Source organism: Kribbella sp. CA-247076 (genome assembly GCF_050942445.1).
Classification (GTDB): Bacteria; Actinomycetota; Actinomycetes; order Propionibacteriales; family Kribbellaceae; genus Kribbella.
Genome location: NZ_CP192051.1, coordinates 2127556 through 2146788, shown reverse-complemented (window position 1 = coordinate 2146788; position 19233 = coordinate 2127556). Strand labels below are relative to the sequence as shown.

18 protein-coding genes and 1 tRNA gene are annotated in these 19233 nt (G+C 68.9%); 7 read left to right on the top strand and 12 right to left on the bottom strand.

Features of this window, described 5'->3' with window-relative positions; translation table 11 throughout:
• Positions 1–47 precede the first annotated feature (47 nt).
• Positions 48–647 carry a TetR/AcrR family transcriptional regulator gene (locus tag ACQPYZ_RS10350; protein WP_433167237.1) on the top strand — a complete coding sequence of 200 codons (600 nt, stop codon included), beginning with the start codon at positions 48–50 and terminating at the stop codon, positions 645–647.
• Positions 648–695: 48 nt separating this feature from the next.
• Here the strand turns inward: ACQPYZ_RS10350 and ACQPYZ_RS10345 are convergent, their stop codons facing one another.
• Complete coding sequence (locus ACQPYZ_RS10345; protein ID WP_433167236.1) at positions 696–1268, bottom strand: YceI family protein; 573 nt, start codon at positions 1266–1268, stop codon at positions 696–698.
• 146 nt (positions 1269–1414) lie between these two features.
• On the opposite strand from ACQPYZ_RS10345, the gene ACQPYZ_RS10340 reads away from it, so the two are divergent.
• Both ACQPYZ_RS10340 and ACQPYZ_RS10335 read left to right on the top strand, forming a co-directional pair.
• Positions 1415–1873 carry a MarR family winged helix-turn-helix transcriptional regulator gene (locus tag ACQPYZ_RS10340; RefSeq protein WP_433169650.1) on the top strand — a complete coding sequence of 153 codons (459 nt, stop codon included), beginning with the start codon at positions 1415–1417 and terminating at the stop codon, positions 1871–1873.
• A 44-nt stretch (positions 1874–1917) separates the two neighbouring features.
• Entirely contained in the window at positions 1918–2817 is a 900-nt protein-coding gene (locus ACQPYZ_RS10335; protein WP_433167235.1) for an aminoglycoside phosphotransferase family protein, read from the top strand.
• Here ACQPYZ_RS10335 and ACQPYZ_RS10330 read toward each other — a convergent pair.
• The 4 genes from ACQPYZ_RS10330 to ettA form a co-directional block, all read right to left on the bottom strand.
• Entirely contained in the window at positions 2801–3421 is a 621-nt protein-coding gene (locus ACQPYZ_RS10330) for a dihydrofolate reductase family protein (RefSeq protein ID WP_433167234.1), read from the bottom strand. The two genes, ACQPYZ_RS10335 and ACQPYZ_RS10330, sit on opposite strands and share 17 nt — an antisense overlap.
• Positions 3418–3894: an SRPBCC domain-containing protein gene (locus tag ACQPYZ_RS10325; RefSeq protein ID WP_433167233.1), complete on the bottom strand. Its 477-nt coding sequence runs from the start codon at positions 3892–3894 to the stop codon at positions 3418–3420. Before ACQPYZ_RS10325 ends, ACQPYZ_RS10330 begins: the two co-directional genes overlap by 4 nt.
• Positions 3891–4163, bottom strand: a complete 273-nt coding sequence (locus ACQPYZ_RS10320) for an ArsR/SmtB family transcription factor (RefSeq protein WP_433169648.1) — start codon at positions 4161–4163, stop codon at positions 3891–3893. Before ACQPYZ_RS10320 ends, ACQPYZ_RS10325 begins: the two co-directional genes overlap by 4 nt.
• Positions 4164–4439: 276 nt before the next feature.
• The gene (gene ettA / locus ACQPYZ_RS10315; RefSeq protein WP_433167232.1) at positions 4440–6122 is read right to left on the bottom strand and encodes an energy-dependent translational throttle protein EttA; all 1683 of its coding nucleotides are present in this window, start codon (positions 6120–6122) and stop codon (positions 4440–4442) included.
• Positions 6123–6271: 149 nt separating this feature from the next.
• On the opposite strand from ettA, the gene ACQPYZ_RS10310 reads away from it, so the two are divergent.
• Both ACQPYZ_RS10310 and ACQPYZ_RS10305 read left to right on the top strand, forming a co-directional pair.
• The gene (locus ACQPYZ_RS10310; RefSeq protein WP_433167231.1) at positions 6272–6799 is read left to right on the top strand and encodes a single-stranded DNA-binding protein; all 528 of its coding nucleotides are present in this window, start codon (positions 6272–6274) and stop codon (positions 6797–6799) included.
• Between the two features lie 78 nt (positions 6800–6877).
• A complete protein-coding gene (locus ACQPYZ_RS10305; RefSeq protein ID WP_433167230.1) occupies positions 6878–7495 on the top strand; it encodes an SRPBCC family protein in 618 nt (205 codons plus the stop codon).
• A gap of 110 nt (positions 7496–7605) precedes the next feature.
• Here ACQPYZ_RS10305 and ACQPYZ_RS10300 read toward each other — a convergent pair whose 3' ends face one another.
• Both ACQPYZ_RS10300 and ACQPYZ_RS10295 read right to left on the bottom strand, forming a co-directional pair.
• Entirely contained in the window at positions 7606–9285 is a 1680-nt protein-coding gene (locus tag ACQPYZ_RS10300; protein WP_433167229.1) for a GTPase, read from the bottom strand.
• Positions 9282–10868, bottom strand: a complete 1587-nt coding sequence (locus ACQPYZ_RS10295; RefSeq protein ID WP_433167228.1) for an ABC transporter — start codon at positions 10866–10868, stop codon at positions 9282–9284. The genes ACQPYZ_RS10300 and ACQPYZ_RS10295 overlap by 4 nt, the downstream gene beginning before the upstream one ends.
• On the opposite strand from ACQPYZ_RS10295, the gene ACQPYZ_RS10290 reads away from it, so the two are divergent.
• Complete coding sequence (locus ACQPYZ_RS10290; RefSeq protein WP_433167227.1) at positions 10824–11981, top strand: hypothetical protein; 1158 nt, start codon at positions 10824–10826, stop codon at positions 11979–11981. The two genes, ACQPYZ_RS10295 and ACQPYZ_RS10290, sit on opposite strands and share 45 nt — an antisense overlap.
• A gap of 1116 nt (positions 11982–13097) precedes the next feature.
• On the opposite strand, the gene ACQPYZ_RS10285 is transcribed toward ACQPYZ_RS10290, so the two are convergent.
• Positions 13098–14780 carry a PrsW family intramembrane metalloprotease gene (locus tag ACQPYZ_RS10285; RefSeq protein ID WP_433167226.1) on the bottom strand — a complete coding sequence of 561 codons (1683 nt, stop codon included), beginning with the start codon at positions 14778–14780 and terminating at the stop codon, positions 13098–13100.
• A gap of 147 nt (positions 14781–14927) precedes the next feature.
• Between ACQPYZ_RS10285 and ACQPYZ_RS10280 the strand changes: the two genes are divergently transcribed.
• Positions 14928–15001, top strand: a tRNA-Arg gene (locus tag ACQPYZ_RS10280).
• Positions 15002–15052: 51 nt separating this feature from the next.
• Here the strand turns inward: ACQPYZ_RS10280 and ACQPYZ_RS10275 are convergent.
• From ACQPYZ_RS10275 to ACQPYZ_RS10260, 4 genes are all read right to left on the bottom strand, one after another.
• Positions 15053–15640 (bottom strand): integrase core domain-containing protein, encoded by a 588-nt coding sequence (locus ACQPYZ_RS10275; RefSeq protein WP_433167225.1) that lies wholly within the window; start codon positions 15638–15640, stop codon positions 15053–15055.
• Positions 15641–15662: 22 nt separating this feature from the next.
• Entirely contained in the window at positions 15663–17057 is a 1395-nt protein-coding gene (locus ACQPYZ_RS10270; RefSeq protein ID WP_433167224.1) for an IS110 family transposase, read from the bottom strand.
• A gap of 160 nt (positions 17058–17217) precedes the next feature.
• Entirely contained in the window at positions 17218–17946 is a 729-nt protein-coding gene (locus ACQPYZ_RS10265) for a DDE-type integrase/transposase/recombinase (RefSeq protein WP_433167223.1), read from the bottom strand.
• A gap of 225 nt (positions 17947–18171) precedes the next feature.
• Positions 18172–18975 (bottom strand): hypothetical protein, encoded by an 804-nt coding sequence (locus ACQPYZ_RS10260; RefSeq protein ID WP_433167222.1) that lies wholly within the window; start codon positions 18973–18975, stop codon positions 18172–18174.
• Positions 18976–19233: the final 258 nt, after the last annotated feature.

Sequence of the window (19233 nt, the reverse complement as noted above, 5' to 3'; positions counted from 1 at the left end):
TGGCTAAGCGCTTGCTTAGCTTCGCCAATCTGAGGCAGGGTGTCAACGTGTCCGCAGTCACCAGCCCGCTCGTCTGGGAGCACGTCCAGCCGGCCGCCGCCCGCCGCCTGCTGACGGGCGCCATCGACGCGTTCGCCGAGCGGGGTTTCCAGGCCACCACCACCCGCGACATCGCGTCCCGCGCGGGGATGAGCCCGGCCGCGCTCTACGTCCACTACCCGTCCAAGGAACGCCTCCTCTTCGAGATCAGCCTCTACGGTCACAAGGCCGCGCTCGACGTACTGCGCTCCTCCGACACCGGCCCGAGCCCCGCGGACCGCCTCCGCGCCCTCGTCTCCGCGTTCACCGCCTGGCACGCCCGGCACCACACCATCGCCCGCGTGGTCCAGTACGAGCTCGCTGCCCTCTCCCCGGAGCACTTCGCCGAGGTCGCCACGATCCGCCGGGCGATCTCGGCCCAGATCGAGCAGGTGCTGGCGGACGGCGTGCAGGACGGCTCCTTCGCGGTCGACGACCTGCCGGGGACGACGCTCGCCGTACTCTCACTCGCCATCGACGTCGCCCGGTGGTACACGCCACACCGCGGCGACCCGGACGCCCTCGGCAAGCTGTACGCCGACCTCGCCCATCGGATGGTCCAGGCATAGGAAAGGCCCCGCACCGTTGCGGTGCGAGGCCCTTGATGCTTGCGGTGGTCAGACCTGGAGCGCGGCCTGGACGTCGAGGTGGATGTCCACCTTGTCACCGATCAGGAGCTTGCCGCCCTCCAGCGGGACGTTGAAGTCGATGCCCCACTCCTTGCGGCTGATCTGCGCGGACGCCTCGAAGCCGATGACGGTCTGGCCGTAGGCGTTCTGCTGCACGCCGAGGAACTCGACGGCGAGCTCGATCGGCTTGGTCACGGTCTTGATGGTCAGCTCGCCGGCCAGGATGTAGTCGTCACCCTCCGGCTTCAGGGCGGTGCTGACGAAGGTCATCTTCGGGCTGTTCTCGGCGTCGAAGAAGTCACCGGACCGCAGGTGACCGTCGCGCTGCTCGCTGCGGGTGTGCACCGAACCCAGCTCGACGGAGACGGCCGCGGTCGACTCCTCCAGGGAGTCCTTGACGATGATCTCGCCGGCGTACTCCTGGAAGGTGCCGCGGACCTTGGTCATCAGGTGGCGGACGGTGAAGCCGATCTCGCTGTGCGTCGCGTCGATCACGTAGGTACCGGCGACCAGGCCGGGGATGCTGCTGGTCGGGGTGCCGGTGGTAACGATCTCGCTCATGGGTTCCTCTCGGGGTCTTACGTGGGGACTGAACTGGTCTGGGGCGACACAGTCGAAGGAAGTTCAAATTTCAACCTGTTGACTGCGACAGTAGGCATCAACGGTTTAAATGTCAACTACATTCCCGGTACACTGTCCTCGTGACGATGACGACTGAGACCCGGTGGCTCAACGCCGAGCAGCAGGTGGCGTGGCGCGCGTACCTGCTGGGCACCGCGCGCCTGATGGCGAAGCTGGACGACGACCTGCGTCAGTTCGGCATCGGCATCAACGATTACGAGATCCTGGTCCGGCTCTCCGAGGCGCCCGACCGCCGGCTCCGGATGGCCGACCTGGCCGACCGGCTGCACCAGAGCCGCTCCCGGCTGACCCACACCGTGGGCCGACTCGAGGCCGCCGAGCTCGTCCGCCGGACGTCGTGCACCAGCGACAAGCGCGGCGTCTGGGCCGAGCTCACCGACGCGGGCTTCGCGCTCCTCGAGCAGGCGGCCCCGACGCATGTCGAAGGGGTCCGCGACAACCTCGTCGACCTGGCCACTCCGGAGGACTTCGCCGCCATCGGCCGGGTGTTCGACACCGTGTCCGAGCACATCGGCCAGCGCTGAATTCCTTTGCGCTCCCCCGGCCCTCGCCGGAAGAATCGCGGCCCGTGACCGACTTCCACCAAGACGGCCGGGCCGGGATCGACGCCGACCTCGTACGCCGGTTGCTCGCCGACCAGTTCCCGCAGTGGGCCGACCTGCCGGTGACCCCGGTGAAGATCGACGGCTGGGACAACCGGACGTACCGGCTCGGCTCGGAGCTGACCGCCCGCCTGCCGACCGCGGAGGGCTACACCGCCGCGGTCGACAAGGAGCACGAGTGGCTGCCGGTGCTGGCTCCGGCGCTGCCTGTGCAGATTCCGGAGGCGGTGGCGAAGGGTGAGCCGGGTCAGGGGTACCCGTTCCACTGGGCGATCCGCCGCTGGATCGACGGCGACACCGCATCCCGCGACACCGTCTCGGACCTGACCGGGTTCGCTCGCTCGATCGCCGAGTTCATCGTCGCGTTGCTGAGTTGCGACGCGAGCGGTGGGCCGGTAGCCGGGGCGCACAGCTTCTACCGCGGTGCGCCGCCGGAGTACTACCACGACGAGACCGTCGAGGCGCTCGCCGTACTCAAGGGAAAGATCGACACCGACCTGGCCCGCGAGGTCTGGGAGGCGGCCCTCGCGAGCACGTGGGACCGGCCGCCGGTGTGGTTCCACGGTGACATCGCGAGCGGCAACCTGCTCGTCCAGGACGGCCGGCTGTCGGCCGTGATCGACTTCGGCACCTCAGGCGTCGGGGACCCGGCCTGCGACCTGGTGATCGCCTACACGTTCTTCGAGGGCTCGTCCCGCGAGGCGTTCCGCTCTGCTGTGGCGCAGGATGACGGCACCTGGGCCCGTGCCCGTGGCTGGGCGCTCTGGAAGGCCCTCATCACCCTGGCCGCCGACCGGGACGTCGACATCAACCGGCAGGTGATCGACGAGGTCCTGGCGGACCACATGGCTACACGAACGCCGTAACACCTTCGTACTCCGCGACTGCGGCGGCGCCGACCGCGTCGTACTCGAGGATGACCAGGCCACTCGGGGTCACTTCCTGCTCGACCAGCTTCAACCCGACCGCCTCGATCGGATGGTCGAGCAGCCTGCGCCCGGAGCCGACCACGGTCGGCGCGACGACGAGCCGGAGGGTGTCGACCAGGCCTGCCGCGAGTAGCGAGTTGCCGAGGCGGGCGCTCCCGTGGACCTGGAGCTCCCGACCGGGTTCCTCTTTGAGCTTGCTGACGCCGTCGACGTCGCGGACCACAGTCGTGGGGTGCCAACTTCCCTCGGTCAGTGTGCTGCTCACGACGTACTTCGGCAGCGAGTTCATCCGCGCGGTGTACGGGTCGTCGGGGTCGGTGATCTGCGGCCAGTCCCGGGCGAATGCCTCGTACGTCCGCCGCCCGAGCAGGATCCCGTCGGCGCGGTCGAGCCAATCCGACGTACGCCGGACGAACTGCTCGTCCAGGAACGGCACGAGCCAGCCGCCGCGCGTGAACCCGTCGCTGGTGTCCTCGGTCGGCGAGCCAGGCCCCTGGCTGACCCCGTCGAGCGAGACGAACTCGGTCAGCACGAGCCTCATCGCGCGACCTCGCTCTCGACGAACCCGGCGAGCTGCTTGGTGACCGTCCCCCAGCCGTCGGCGAACCCGAGCTGCTCGTGCAGCGCGCGAGCCGCCGGATCGGCATGCCGTACGACGATCCGGTAGTCGGTGCCGTCCGGGTGATCGGCCAGGGCGACCTCGGCGGTCATCGCGATCGGTGCCGGGTTCACCGGGCGCCACGTGCTGTCGATCGCGTTGGTGAACACGAGCCGCTCGAGGTCGTCGACGACCAGGAAGGCGGCGTCCAGATGCGGGCCGAACTCCTCGCCGTCCTCACTCAGCCTGGTCACGAGCGCACCGCCGGGCCGGACCTCGAGCCGCTCCACCTTGCACACGGCCGGAGCCGGCACCCACCACCGTGCGAAGCGGTCCGGGTCGGTCCACGCTCGCCAGACGGCGCTGCGTGGGGCGCGGATGATCCGCTCCACGGTCAGGTCGAGATCCGGGTTCATGCTTCTTCCTCCACAGAATCGGTGACGAAACGTTCGAGCCGGTCGGTACGGTCCTCCCAGATCCGCCGCTGCTCCGCGAGCCAGTCGTCGACGAGCGCCAGCCGCTCCCGGTTGAGCACGCAGGTACGCACCCGCCCGACCTTGACCGTCCGGATCAGCCCGTTGCTCTCCAACGTCCGCACATGCTTCATGAACGACGGCAACGTCATCGGAAACGCCGCCGCCAACTCCCCCACACTCGATTCCCCCCGCCCGAGCCGCCGGATCACCTCCCGCCGAGTCGGATCAGCCAGAGCAACAAACACCCCATCAACCTCACCCAAACACTGTGCCACAAAGCTAACTATCCCCCACCCCAACACTTAGCACAAGAGCTAAGTATCAACTCCCCAAGCCCGCCCACCGCTTCACCTCCAACGTCACCGGCTCCCCAACTCAACCCCACCGTCGCTTCCGGCGCCCGCTCGCCACCCACCCGAGCTCTCCACCCACACAGCAGCGCCCCACCTCGCCGCAGGCGAGGTGGGGCGCTTGAGCTGTTGCTGCTACTCGCGCGTGAGCTTGCGGTAGGTGACCCGGTGCGGACGTGCCGCCTCCGGCCCCAGCCGCTCGACCTTGTTCGCCTCGTACGACGCGAAGTTCCCCTCGAACCAGAACCACTGCGCCGGGTCCTGCTCGGTCCCCTCCCAGGCGAGGATGTGCGTCGCCACCCGGTCCAGGAACCACCGGTCGTGGGACACGACCACCGCACACCCCGGGAACTCCAGCAGCGCATCCTCCAGCGACTGCAGCGTCTCCACGTCCAGGTCGTTGGTCGGCTCGTCGAGCAGCAGCAGGTTGCCGCCCATCTTCAGCGTCAGCGCAAGGTTCAACCGGTTCCGCTCACCACCGGAGAGTACGCCGGTCGGCTTCTGCTGATCCGGGCCCTTGAACCCGAACGAGGCGACGTACGCCCGGCTCGGCATCTCGAAGTTCGCGACCTTGATGTAGTCGAGTTCGTCGGACACCTGCTGCCAGACGGTCTTCTTCGGGTCCAGTCCGCCGCGCGACTGGTCGACGTACGAGATCTTCACCGTGTCGCCGAGCTTGAGCGTTCCCGCGTCCGGCTTCTCCTCGCCGACGATCATCCGGAACAGCGTCGACTTGCCGACACCGTTCGGACCGACGATGCCGACGATGCCGGCCCGCGGCAGGCTGAAGCTCAGGCCGTCGATCAGCTTGCGGTCGCCGAAGCCCTTCACCAGCTTCGAGACCTCCAGCACCGTGCTGCCCAGTCGCGGGCCGGCCGGGATGTTGATCTCGTCGATGTCGAGCTTCTTCGCCCGCTCGGCCTCGGCCGCGAGCTCCTCGTACCGGGCCAGCCGGGCCTTGCTCTTGGTCTGCCGGGCCTTCGCGTTCGACCGGACCCACTCGAGCTCGCGCTCCAGGATCTTCTGCCGCTTGGCGTCCTTCTGCCCCTCGACCACGAGCCGCTGCTTCTTGGTCTCCAGGTACTTCGAGTAGTTGCCCTCGTAGCCGTACGTCCGGCCGCGGTCGAGCTCCAGGATCCACTCGGCGACGTTGTCCAGGAAGTACCGGTCGTGGGTGATCGCCATGACGGCGCCCGGGTACTTCTGCAGGTGCTGCTCCAGCCAGAGCACCGACTCGGCGTCGAGGTGGTTGGTCGGCTCGTCGAGCAGCAGCAGGTCGGGCTGCTGCAGCAACAGCTTGCACAGCGCGACCCGGCGGCGCTCACCACCGGAGAGGTTGTCGACGATCGCGTCCGGCGGCGGGCAGCGCAGCGCGTCCATCGCCTGCTCGAGCTGGGCGTCGATGTCCCAGGCGTTGCGGTGGTCGAGTTCGGTCTGCAGCTCGCCCATCTCGGCCAGCAGCGAGTCGTAGTCCGCGTCCGGGTCGGCCAGCTCGGCGGAGACCTCATTGAAGCGGTCGAGCTTCTGCTTGGTGTCGCCGACGCCTTCCTGGACGTTCTCCAGCACCGTCTTGCCCTCGGTCAGCGGCGGCTCCTGCAGCAGGATCCCGACCGTCGAGTCGTCCGCCAGCCGGGCCTCGCCGTTGTTGGGCTGCTCGAGCCCCGCCATGATCTTGAACAGCGAGGACTTGCCGGTGCCGTTCGGCCCGACGACGCCGATCTTCGCCCCGGTCAGGAAGTTCAGCGTGACGTTGTCGAGAACGACCTTGTCGCCGTACGCCTTCCGGACGTTGCGCAGGGTGTAGATGAATTCCGCCATACCCCAGAGCCTATGTGGTTCGCCCCGGCGAACCCCAATCCGGCCCTGTCGGTTGTCCACAGATCAGAAGTCGGTCCTCCCGACGCATGGACGATGCGTGCATCTTCTCGGGTGACAGCGACATCGCGACCTGACGGAAGGCGGCCATCATGAGCCTCGGCGAGACCTACGTGACGGTGCAGGGCTGGGTCGGCAGCGGCCTGGATTTCAAGGAGGTCGGCGGGCAGACGGCTCGCGTGACCTTCCGGCTCGGCTCGACACCTCGGCAGTTCGACCGCACCACCGGTGCGTACGCCGACAAACCGACGACCTGGTTCACGGTCGAGTGCTGGCGTGTCCTGGCCCAGAACGCATTCGATTCGGTGAAGGTCGGCCAGCCGGTGATCGTCACCGGCCGACTGAGAACCCACGAGTGGACCGACGACGCCGGCGAATCGCGCAGCCGCGTCGTCCTCGAGGCCTTCTCCCTCGGCCACGATCTGACTCGGGGTACGACGACCTTTGCCAAGAACCCACCGCGTCCGGCTGGTACGTCGAACGCCACCGCCGAGCCACCTACCGCTGGACTGAGCGCCGTACCCTCCTCCGGTCCGGCCGAGACGACCGCATCCCCGTTCCCCGCGGACGAGTACACGACGACACCCATGCCGCTGACTGCGGAGGCTGAGGCGGCATGACTATCTCAGCCTTGACTTATATAAGTGGTGAGCGGCATTCTGAGCAGCACCACAGTCGGAGACGAGAGGGACACAGCCGTGATCGACATCCTCGAGCACATCAACGCGGTTCAGCGGGAGGTCAGCAGGACCGGGGAAACGGCCACGGTGGTGATGCGCCGGACGTACCGGGCCGAGCCCGAGGAGCTGTGGGACGCGCTGACCAGCCCGGAGCGCATGCGCCGCTGGTTCTGGCCCGTGAGCGGCGACTTCACGGTCGGCGGCACCTACCAGCTGGAGAACAACGCCGGCGGCGAAATCCTGGAGTGCGAGCCGCCCAAGCGATTCAGGGTGAGCTTCGGCGGCCCGACGAGTTTGCTCGAGCTGCGCTTGCAGCCGACCGGCGACTCGTCGACCGAGCTGGAGCTCGAGCACACGATGAGCGAGCCACCGGCGCCCGGCGGCTCCGGCGCGCTCTGGGTCGGCCCAGGCTGGGACGGCGGCTTCCTCGGCCTCGCCCTGTACGTCGACGGCGAGCTGCCCGAGGACTCGAACCCGGTCGAGCTGGCCGAGTCACCCGAGGTGCTCAGATTCAACGAGCAATCCGTCCGCGCCTGGATCGAAGCCGTCCGCGCTTCCGGGACGACCACCGAGAAGGACCTGGCCGAAGCCGCCAAGGTCTCCATGGATCAGTTTGCGCCCGGCACCGAGGTCTGACCCCGCCGCGCCCGGTCGGTGGCCCTCGCCTCGACCTTCCCTCTAGCTACAGAACAACGGGTCGATCCGGTGCGCCGACCGACGATACGTCATCGGTCGGCGCAGCGGGCTCAACGGCGGGCGGTGGCGAGGCTGTCGCGGCAGGTGCTGTAAGCGTCGAGCTCTTCCCGGGCCGGTGCCACAACGTGGCTGTCGGCAACCTTCTCGAGCTCCGTCCGCAGCGCCTTCGCGACCAAACGCCCCCGACGGGCGGCGCCACTGGTGGCGAAGAGACGACAGGCGAACGAGACGGCGAGTCCGAGGACGGCGCCGCCGAGCAGCATGATCGTCGCGTACGGGATGCCGTTCCACCTGGGCAGCGGCGGGTCCTCCAACTGCAGAAAGCTGAATACGGCCAGCGCGGCCAGCCACACCCCACCGGCGAGCGCGACCAGGAACAGCGCCCACTGGATGAACCGGACCGCACTCCACCAACCGGGGTTGTTGCTCGCGCCGAGGTCGGTCCGCGCGACCGCCTGGTCGAGCTCGTCGCCCAGCGACTCCTCCCGCCGGCGGATCGCCGATCGCACGGAGTCGGCCCAGGGACGGGACAGCCCTTCGGCAGCCTTGTTGGTGATGGTGCGGACGGCAGTGTCCATCCGTGCCCGCTGTACCGGGGTTGCCGCGGGCAACGAAGAGCGCGCAATCGCGACCTCGTGCGACGCCGACTTGCGCAACGCCTTGTTCTGTTGCTTCGACACCTGATCCAGGTGCAGCCGCCGCAGCGGATCCGGGCGGAAGCGTCCCAGCCACTTGGTCACCGGCCATCCCGTCGCGGCCCGAGCCCGTTGCAGGTAGGACCGGCGTACGGCGTCGACCACCACCGGGACACCGCTCGCGTCGGACAGCGCGTCGACGAGCTCGGTGATGTCGCGCTTGGCGATCTCGGGCGTCTTGGCGTTGCCGCACTGGCTGGCCATCCGGTCCGCGACGCGGTCGACATCGGCGGCCAGACGTTCGCGGGCAGCACGCTTGTTGTTGACCCGCTTGACCAGCAGTGCACGCAGCTCGTCGAGCCCGTCGCCGCTCACCGCGGACGTCGCCACCACGTTCGGCGACTTGAGACCGTCCGACTTGAGCAGCCGGTCGAGGTCGTTGAGGCAGCTCTTCCGCTGGTCCGGCGTGAGCTTGTCGATGTGGTTCAGCGCGAACACCATCACGCCGGAGTGCGAGGCGAACGGCTTGATGTAGCGGTTGTGCAGCGCGGCGTCGGCGTACTTCTGCGGATCGACCACCCACACAAGCATGTCGACCAGCTCGACGAGCCGGTCGACGATCAGCCGGTGCTCGACCTCGGTCGAGTCATGGTCCGGAAGGTCCAGCAGGACCAAGCCGTCCAAGTCCTCCGAGTGCGCGTCCTCCAGCGAGCTCCGGTGCTGCACCTGGTGGCGGCGCGGGATCCCGAGCCAGTTCAGCACTTCGGCGGCCGGCTCCTCGCCCCACACACACGCGAGCGGCATCGAGCTCGTCGGCCGGCGCGTGCCGATCGCGGCCAGGTCGAGTCCGGTCATCGCGTTGAACAACGACGACTTGCCCGAGCCGGTCGCACCGGCCAGCGCGACCACGGTCAGCTCGCCGGACATCCTGAGCCGGTGCCCGGCGCGATCCACGATCTGGCTCGCCTCGGCGAGCACTACCGGGTCCAGCCGGCCCTGGCCGGCCTCCGTGGCCGCCTCCAGCGCCTCGATCTTGGTCAGGACATCGGTCGAGCCCCTCACCAGGCCCTTGACCGTATCCACAATTCCCGTCACGTGCAGTCCTCCACCGCGCGCGCGGCCTCCGTCAGTTGCCTGGCTGCTTCGGGATCGACCGGATGCTGGTCGAGGACAGCCAGGTAGCGGGCGAATTCGGCATCCATCAGGGCATGAACCCTACCGTCAAGGTCCTCGCGAGCCTTAGTCACCAGGGTACGAACCGCCTGATCGCCGAAGACGGCCTCCAGCAACTTCTGCCCGACAACCGCGGTACCGGCGCCGACGCCCACCTCGGCGCCGGTGATCCCCGCCGTACTCGCGAAGATCACCACCATCAGCGAGAGGCCCAGCCCGTTCACGCCGTACGCGAGGATGCGGGCGGTCGAGCGCTTGTCCGCGCCCTCCTTGCGGACCAGGTCGAGGACGTAGCCCTGCCAGTCGCGGACCGCGCGTCCGGCCGCAGCCGGGAAGTCCTTCGACATCCGGCCGAGGTCGCGATCGCCGGCAGCGAGCAGCTGGCGACCGGCCGCTGTGGACTGCCACGATTCCTCGGCTCGTTCGGCGGCGGCCTCGGCGTGCTCGCGCAGCAACGACTCCAGCCCGGACTCGACCGCGTCGTTGAGGTCCCGAGTCGGCGGTGGCTTGCCGACGACCGTCGCCTTCATCTTGTCGCGCAGCCGGCCGACGTTCGTCTGCAGGCCCTTCAACAGCTCACCGGTGCCGACGAACTCCTGCCACCGGGCCAGCACCTCACCGCGCAGCAGCGTGCCGTCCTGCGTCGCCTTGGAGATGTCCTTGAATGCTCGGTCGTACGCCGTCTCCACGGTCGACCGCAGCTCGAGCACGGCCTCGGCCTGCGCCTTCACCGCGTCCGCGAACGGCGGCGTCTTCTTGACCATCGCGGTCACCGCACCGTGCAGCGTACGGCGGACGACCGCCGAACGCGCCTCCGCGTCGGCGGCCAGGTCGATCAGCCAGTCCTTGATAGAGGCAACGGTCTCGGCCGGCAACATACCGTTGCCATCGACAACCGTCTCCTTGATCGAGAACAGCGGCGAGTCACCCAACCCACGCTCGAGCAGCATCTGCGCGAGGTGCCCGGTGATGTCGTCGATGGTGTCTTCCGGCGCCCGGTCCAGCACGACCGCGACCGCCGTACTGCGGTCGGACGCACTCTGCAGGAAGTCCCACGGTACGGCGTCGGCGTACCGAGCAGCCGTGGTCACGAACAGCCAGAGGTCCGCCGCCGCGAGCAACTGGGTCGCCAGGTCGCGGTTGGCCTCGACGACGGAGTCGATGTCTGGCGCGTCGAGGATCGCCAGGCCCTGCGGAACGGTGTCGGCGGCAACCAACCGCAACTGTCCCGGGTCTTCCATCCCGCCCGGCTTGTCACCACTCGACCGCGCCATGCCCGGCAGCACCCGGTCGCCGACGAACCAGTCCGCGTCGGCCGGGTGGTGGATCAGCACCGGCGACCGCGTGGTCGGACGCAGCACCCCAGGCTCGCTGACCACCTTGCCGATGATCGTGTTCACCAGCGTCGACTTGCCCGCGCCGGTCGAGCCGCCCACCACAGCCAGCACCGGAGCCTCGAGTTGCACCAACCGCGGCAGGATGTAGTCGTCCAGCTGATCGAGCATCGCCTTCTGCTGCTGGCGCGCCTCGTCAGCCCCCACCACATCCAGCGGCAACTGACTCCCGGCCAACGCCCCGCGCAGCCGCATCAGCGCCGTAATCAACGCCATAGCCGCCTGCTCAGCCGCCACCCGCTCAGCCATCTCCGCAGCCGTCAGCTCCCGAGACGCCTCCCCCTCAACAACCCCAGTCTCATCCCCGTCGCCCCCGCCCTCGCCCTCGCCCTCGCCCTCGCCCTCGGCACCATCACCCCGTGCCTCGTCACCGTCGCCCCCACCCGCCACAGACTCGTCCGCACCACCAGCGCCCTCACCACCCGCCGCAGACTCGTCCGCACCACCAGCGCCCTCACCACCCGCCGCAGACTCGTCCGCAGCACCAGCGCCCTCACCACCCGCCGCAGACTCGTCCGCAGCACCAGCGCCCTCACCACCCGCCGCAGACTCGTCCGCAGCACCGGCGCCGTCACCACCGGCCACAGACTCCGCACGCACCTCATCAGCCGCCCCGGACTCGTCGAGCGCATCCCCCGCGCCCGCAGACTCCTCCGCATCACCGGCTCCCGCAGACCCCTCCGCATCCCCCGCGCCCGCGTCATCTGCCGCGGGTGTGGGCCGCGCGTCGTCAGCCGCCTGGACATCCTCGGCGCTGTCTCCGTCGGCCTCGCCGAACTCCTCACCGGCCTCACCAGACTGCTCCGGGCTGCCCCCGCCGTTCACCTCCCCAGACGAGCTCTCGCCGTCACCAGCCGACTGCGCACCGCCGGCGTCCGCGTCAGACGACGCAGCACCGTCGGCCTCGGCGCCGTCGTGCTCCGGGTCGGATCCGTCAGCTTCATCTGCCTGCTCGGCTTCGGCATCGGCCTGCTCAGAGGGGACCTCAGTCGGCTCAGCGTCAGCGGAGTCCGAAGTCAGCTCCGGCTCCTCGGACGCCTCCGATCTGTCGACGTCCTCCTCCGCCACCTCGGACGCGTCGGCCTGCTCGACCGCAGATTCCGCCTGCTCGACCGCCAGCTCGGTCTGCTCGACCGCCGGCTCGGCCTGCTCGGTCTGCTCGTCCGCTGGGTCGGCCTGCTCAGGGCGCGTGCCGGGCTCGTCAGCTGCGGCGGAGGCGTCTGATGCGGATTCGGCGGTGGAGTCGGCTTCGGGGGCGTCAGAAGTCTCCGTGGACTCGTCAGGTGTCTCTTCGTGCTCCGCAGATGCCGCGGAGACGTCCCCGGAGTCGGTCGCGGACTTGGCTGTGACCGGCGTCTTGGGCAGCCCGATGATGATGTCGCCGAACTCTGCCGGAAAGCCATCCGGAGACTCGTCCGGCTCGTAAACCACTCCCACGGTCGGACGCTCCGGCGCAACGTCCGCCCGCTGAGCGTCGCCAGACTCCGCCTCCTCACCCCCCGCAGGTGACTCCCCGACGCCCGCCCGCTTTGCAGGCGACTTCCCGGCGGCTGCCTCGTCCCCCGCAAGCGACTCTCCTGCGGCGGGCGTCCCCCCCGCAGGCTCTCCGGCGGCGGCTGTCTCCCCCGCAGGCTCTCGGGCGGCGGCTGCCTCCACAAGCGGCCCTCCGGCGACTGCCTCGGCCTCCACCGGCGACTTCCCGGCGGCTGCTTCCTTGGCAGGCGACCCTGCGGCAAATGCTTCCTCCGCAGGCGACTCCCCGGTGGCTGCCCCCTCCGCAGACGACTCCACCGAGACCGCATCCTCAGGTGAGCCCGAGCCTGCGGCGGCTTCCTCCGCAGGACGACGCTCGTCGGCTGCGTCAGTTGCAGCGGCCGATCCATCGGACTCCTTGGCCGCCGGCGCGCCATCGGTCGCGGCGGCCTGCTCGTCGCCGGCCGACGTACCCGCGCCGTCGTCCGCCCGCTCGGCGGCTACCTGGTCGGCGGGCGCCGTACCGGTTGCCGGCTCGTCGGAGGTCGGCTTTGTGGTTGACTGATCAGCTTCTGGGGTCGGCTCGGACGGCTTCTGGTCGGCCGCGGGGCTCGGCTCCGCGGTGGCGGTTGCTGTCTTACGCCTGCGGCGGCGCCAGAAGCCTTTGCCTTTGGCATCTGATTGGGCGATCGCGTTCGCCAGCTCCTGGGCAGGCTGATCCTGGGCCGGAACCTGCGGCTCCGAACCCTCACCAGCTGCTGACTTGATGTCAGCCACGGCGTCCGCCCACGAGCACAGAGTGCCCGGTCGGACAGCGCAGAAGCAAAGTCATCGTCATCCCCGTGTGGCGGCGTGGACGGGTGGCAGTCACTGCGATGGTGGGTACGGACCGTATCCTCCCGGCGGTCCTTGTTGACCAGGGGGTCCCGGTGGGTAACCGGACTGGCCCGCTGGGTAACCGGGCTGACCGGCGGTTTGCCCCGACGGATACCCCGACTGAGCAGGCGGATAACCATCCTGCGGCGGCGGATATCCACCAGACCCCGACCCACCGGCACCAGAACCAGGCACACCCGAGCCGGTACCCGAGCCAGGCACACCGGCACCAGCACCAGGGCCGGGTACGCCGGCTCCCGCACCAGGCACCCCCGCACCAGGCACCCCCGCACCAGGCACCCCGGCGCCAGGGACCGGCCCACCGGGCCCCACACCGGGACCAGGCCCCATCCCCGGACCAGGACCCATCCCGGCACCAGGACCAGGACCGACACCCGGTCCCGGCACTCCCTGGAACTGAGGAGCGGCCTGGGCGAACGCCGGCATCGGCGGGAACGGCACGCTCGGCCGCCGGGCCCGCAGTTCGTCCAGCAGCCGTTTCTCGGTCTGCAGCGCGTCCGGCCCGATCACCTGGCGGACGATCTTGTCCCGCAGGTACGCCAGGTCGGTGGCGTTCTGCTGGAACGCCTTCGCGGCCGCTTCCGCCTGGGCGCCGTACCGCCTCGCGTTCTGCCGGAGCGCCTTGCGCCCGCGCAGCGTCGCGATCAGCGGGACGTCCTGGGCGACCAGCCAGCCGAAGCGGACGTAGTCGTACAGCCGGGACGCGATCATCTTCCCTTCCCGGGACCGCATCACCAGGGCGAAGACGACCATGCCGATGAAGATCGGCACCATCAGGAACAGGTAGGCCATGATGAAGCCGGTGCCGTTGGCCCAGCTCGCGACCGCGTTCCACAGGCCGTGCGCGAGTACGGCGGTCAGGTAGCCGACGATCGGGGCCAGGAAGCGGACCGCCGTACTGCGATGTCGTACGGCGATCCCGATCCCGATCGCGGTGAACGACGTGAAGAGTGGATGCGCGAACGGCGACAGGAACCCGCGGAGGAAGAACAGCACGAACACACCGCGCAGACCGGCGTCGCTGCCGGCTTCCTCGGAGAGCTCGCTGAAGATGCGGCCGTAGTAGAGGATGTTCTCGGTGAAGGCGAACCCGACACCGACCATCCCGGCGTACACCAGGCCGTCGATGATCCCGTCGAACTCCTTGCGCCGGATCAGCGCGAGCAGCAGGATCACCGCACCCTTCGCGAACTCCTCCACCGGCGGCGCGACAAAGACGGCGGACCGGAAGCCGCCGCTGCCGGTCTCCTCGAGCAGCAGGGACACCTTGGTGTTGATGAACAGTGCCACCAGGGTCGCGATGAAGGCGCCCCAGCAGAGCGCGAACAGGATGTACTTGGTCGGCTCCGGTTCGTAGCGATCCAGCCAGAGGTACAGCGCGATCACCGGGATGACGGGGACGAACGCGAACACCAGCCCCCAGGTGAAGCCGCCCGCGCCGGTCGACTGGGCCACGATGCTGAAGATCACCAGGCCCGCGATCGCGAACACCACCGCGATCACGATGCCGATCAGGATGCCCCGGTTGCGCCGCTGCCCCGGGACCGGGTGACCGCCGAGCACGTTCGGCTGCGGGTAGGGTCCGCCGGGCGAGTACGCCGACCCCGCCGCGGGTTGCGGCGAGCCGGCCGGGCCTGGTGAGGGGTAACTCATGCCCGCAGCCTAGTTGGAGAGCCGATCCGAGGGCAGGAGAGCCCACGCAGCGTTACCGGGATGGAACGACAACCCTGTACTTCGACCCGCCCACCGGTAACCCACGCGCACGATTCACCCCCCATCTGAGAGACTCTTCCCTGCCACGCGCCCGTAGCTCAGCTGGATAGAGCGTCGGACTTCTAATCCGTTGGTCGCAGGTTCGAATCCTGCCGGGCGCGCCTTGTGATGTCTCAAGACATCCCGGACAGGTGAACCCACGATTCGTGGGTTCACCTGCTTCTTTTGGGGGCAGGTCCGGGTGGTCTGCCGGTGGGCTGGTAGTCGCGGGTGGGGTCGAGGACCAGTTCGCGTAGCAGTTCGCCGGTGGCGGCGTCGACGACCCGGATCTGGAGGTCGTGGATGAGCAGGATGACGTGGGTTCGGGCGTGGGTTCGGCCGATGCCGATGTGGTGGAGGCGGCCGTTGACCCGCAGGGTGACCACGCCGGTGTGGTCGACCCGGTCGGCGCGGACCCGGTGGTGAACCTCGCCGGCCCGGTCGCCGGTGGGGGTGGCTTTGGGGCGGGCGGTGTAGGCGGCCGCCGGGGTGCAGCGGTGCGGCAGGGACCGATGCGGGCGGCGGTGGTTGTACTCGTCCACGAACTGGTCGAGCAGGGTCTGCAGGTCGGCGATCGTGGCGGGCTGGGCGGGTTGGGCCCGCAGCCACTTCTTCAGGGTCTGCTGGAACCGCTCCACCTTCCCGCAGGTGGTCGGGTGGTTCGGGCGGGAGTTCTTCTGCACGATGTTCAGGCGGCGTAGCTCGGTCTCCAGGCCGTTGCGGCCGCCCTTCCCGCCCGACAACCGGGTCGTGTAGACCATGCCGTTGAGTTCCTAAGAGATGTCAAGCGGCGCCAGGGCGTCTAGCGTGGGTGGTGGACGGGCCGGTTGATGGAGCACGTTGTGACTCCTTGCTTCGCCGGCCCGTCCCTGCGGCGGGGGTCGTTGTTGTGCGTGCGCGTCGTAGGTGGTCGGGAACGGTGTAGTGCAGTGCGATGATCGCCTTGGCTTCGGTCTTGTCGATGAGCCGTCCGTCGACGTCGCGCAACTGGTAGGACGTTTGGGTCTTCCAGCAGGCAGCCACGCGGGTGAGCAGTGTGGTGGCGATGTGACACATGGCCGAGTTGTGGTGCTTGCCGGCTTCGACCATCAGTCGGTGGTACTTCGCTGCCAGGGTCGGGTCGTAGCGACGGGCCTGGTTGGCGCTCATGAACAGTGCCTCGCGCAGCAGTGCGTCCCCGCGTTTGGTGGGTCCGCCGTGTTTGCCGGACAGTCCTGAGGAGTCCAGTGAGGGCACCAGGCCGCTGAAGCCTCGGACCGCCGCGAGTGATGCGAAGCGGCTGGCGTCTCCGAGCCGGCCGAGGATGACCGCGCCGGTGACGGCGCCGACGCCGGGGACGGACGCGATGATGCCTGCCGGGTCCCGCTGGGCGACCAGCACAGCGATCCGCTCGTCGACTTCCTTGATCTCCTCGGTCAACGCCAGCGCCAGGCGCGCCTCCACTGCGATGTCCTCGGCCAGCTCGGGGAAGCCGAGCTCGTCATCCCAGAGTTCGAGTGTGGCGGTGGCCGCGGCGAGGATGGCGTCGACCTCCGGCTCGCCCCAGGCGCCGCGGGAGTGGCGATGGAAGAACCGGACCAGCCGTGAGCGTCCTAGCCGCTTGACGCTGTGCGGATCGGCGTAGCCCGCGGCCAGGAACCGCAGTGGGGTCTTGTTGGCCAGGTCGCCGCTGAGCGCGGCATGCCAGTGCGGTCCGAGGATCTCCAGCAGCGCATCCAGCCTGGCCAGGCTGGTGGTGCGCCGCTTGACCAACGTGGAATGCAGTTTGGTGGCCCGCCGCAGCGGATCACCAGGCCCCAGGCCGCGTTCGGGATGGAGCCCCTCGGGATGCAGCATCGGCAACCGGGCCAACAACACCGAGTCCAGCCGGTCGCTCTTGGTGTGCTTGGCGTAGTAGGCACGCAAGTCGGCGGACCGTTCCGCCGACACGAGCACCACCTGCACGCCGCGTCGGCGGAACCATGCCGCAAGTGGAACCCAGGCGTTGCGGGTCGGCTCCATGACAACCGTCAGTTCCTCGACCGCGGCGTCGGCAGGGAGTCTGGACCAGAGCCGGTCCAGGTCCTCGGCGATAGTGCGGAAGCGGTGCCCGGACCACAGCACCCGTCCCCGTTCGTCGGCCAGGCTGGCCTGGTGCGGCGCGCGCACCGCGATGTCGATGCCCATCCGAAGGATCACTGCCGGACTCCTCTGCTCGCATTCGCTGGTTCCGGCCGCCGGACCGCCGTGGGAGCACGATCCGCACCAGACATTCGCTAACAGGGATCCACCAGATGTGGTCGCCGGGTTCCTAACAGGGCATCTCGAACTCCGGCAGAGGCCCCGCCCGCCAGCATGGTCAACAGGCAAGGAGTCGCAGAGCGCTCCACTCGGTCAAGCAACGTTGACGGGCAGGTGCCGGACGACTCCCGATCCTCCTCGTCGGCCGCCAAGAAGCCACGGGACTCGCCCACCCAGATTGAATATCGGTCAACGTGGAGGCCGGGATCCCGTGCTGCGCAACGGTTTCGCGGAACGTCGTGACCACAGTCTGCCCGGTGATCCGCCGGTGCGCGGTGACATGCAGAGCCAGCCGGGAGTGGTCGTCCAGCCAGCTGATGACTTCGACATCGCGGCCGTCGGCGAGGCGGTAGTGGGTGAAGTCGGACTGCCAGCACTCGTTCGGCTGTTCGGCGGCGAACCGCAGGTACGACGACCTCGGCCGCTTCCCCGGAGCCGGTGTCACCGCGCCCGCCCGGGTCAGGATCCGGTGGATCGTCGCCCGCGACACCACCGTGGCGTGATGGTGGCGCAGGTGCCAGCCGATGGTGTCTGCCCCGGCATCCAGGCCGGCCTCCGCGAGCTGTTTGCGCAGCCGCAGTACCAGCTCCACCGTCACACCCGGCGTCGCCCGCGGCGAGCTCTTCGGCCGCCGCGACCTGGGCTCGAACGCCGCCTCCCCCTCGGCCCGCCACCGCGCCAGCAACTCATACACCCACGACCGGGCCACCCCGTACTGCGCGACCACCTCAGCAACAGGCCGCTTCTCCACCACCACAGCCATGATCACCAACCGGGCCTTCGACATCCCAGAGCATCAACAACCCGTCCGGCATCACCTGCGACACCAGTCCGGCATGTCGTGAGACACCCGTCCGGTATGTCCTGAACCACAACACTGCCGGGCGCGCCTTGCGATGTCCTGAGCCACAACACCTCCGAGCGCGCCTTCTGATATCTCAGGACCTAGGCGACAGCCGAACCCACGAAACGTGGGTTCGGCTGTTGTGTTTTGGGCTTGTGGGGGCGGCGGCTATCGGGTTGGTTGCCAGGCTGGTTGGCCGTCGAAGCTGGGGGGTTGGGTGAGGGCTCGGGTGGTGCCGAGTTCGATGTCGACGACGTATATGTCCCAGGAGCCCTCTGCGTCGGAGTAGTAGGCGAGTGATCGGCCGTTGGGCGACCAGCGTGGTCGTTCCTCGGATGCCGACCCGGTGACGACTGACCGGGGAGCGGTGCCGTCGGCGTCTACGACGGTGATGTCGAAGCCGGAGGAGGTCACGACGTTGTATGCCAGTCGGGAGCCGTCGATGGACCAGGCCGGGTTGAGGCCGCGGGTCGGCTGTGGGAGGAGCGGCTGTTCGACGCCGGTGTCGGGGTCGACCACGCGGAGCTCGGGTTCGCCGGTGCGTGTGGTCGCGAAACCGATCCGCGAGCCGTCCGGTGACCACTGCGGCTTGTCGTCCAGGCCGGGCGAGTTCACCAACTGCCGGACGTTGGAGCCGTCGGCGTTCGCCACGTAGATGTCCCAGTCGCCGTCCCGGTTGGAGCTGAAGGCCAGCCGTCGTCCGTCCGGCGACCAGGTCGGGTAGAAGTTCGCGGCCGCGTCGCGGGTGATCTGCGTCAGGCCCGACCCGTCCGCGGAGATCAGATAGATGTCGCTGGCCGTCGGCGACCCCGCGTTGAACGCGAGCCGTCGCCCGTCCGCCGACCAGGCCGGATGCGAGACCGGCGGTAGCTCCCCGGTCAGTCGCCGTACGTTCGAGCCGTCGGCTCGCATCAGGTAGAGCGCGTCGAGGCCGTCCCGATCGGAGACGAAGGCGATCAAGCCGGCCGGCACGGTCGGTGACTGTGTTGACGCAGGCGGAGACGGCTGTGTTGACGCAGGCGGAGACGGCTGAGGTTCGGCCGTCGACCCGGAACACCCGAGCGCCGTGCATCCGAGGACTCCGACCAGCAATCCGCCGCTGAGCAGCCGCCGCCCACGGACCGTCCACATGATCTGAGAGTCGCCTTCGATGCCTCGGCTAGGAAAGCAGCGGCCTGCTTCTGTGTCCGAACCGTTGCGGCCGAGCCAACACCGGCCAGGCCAGCACCC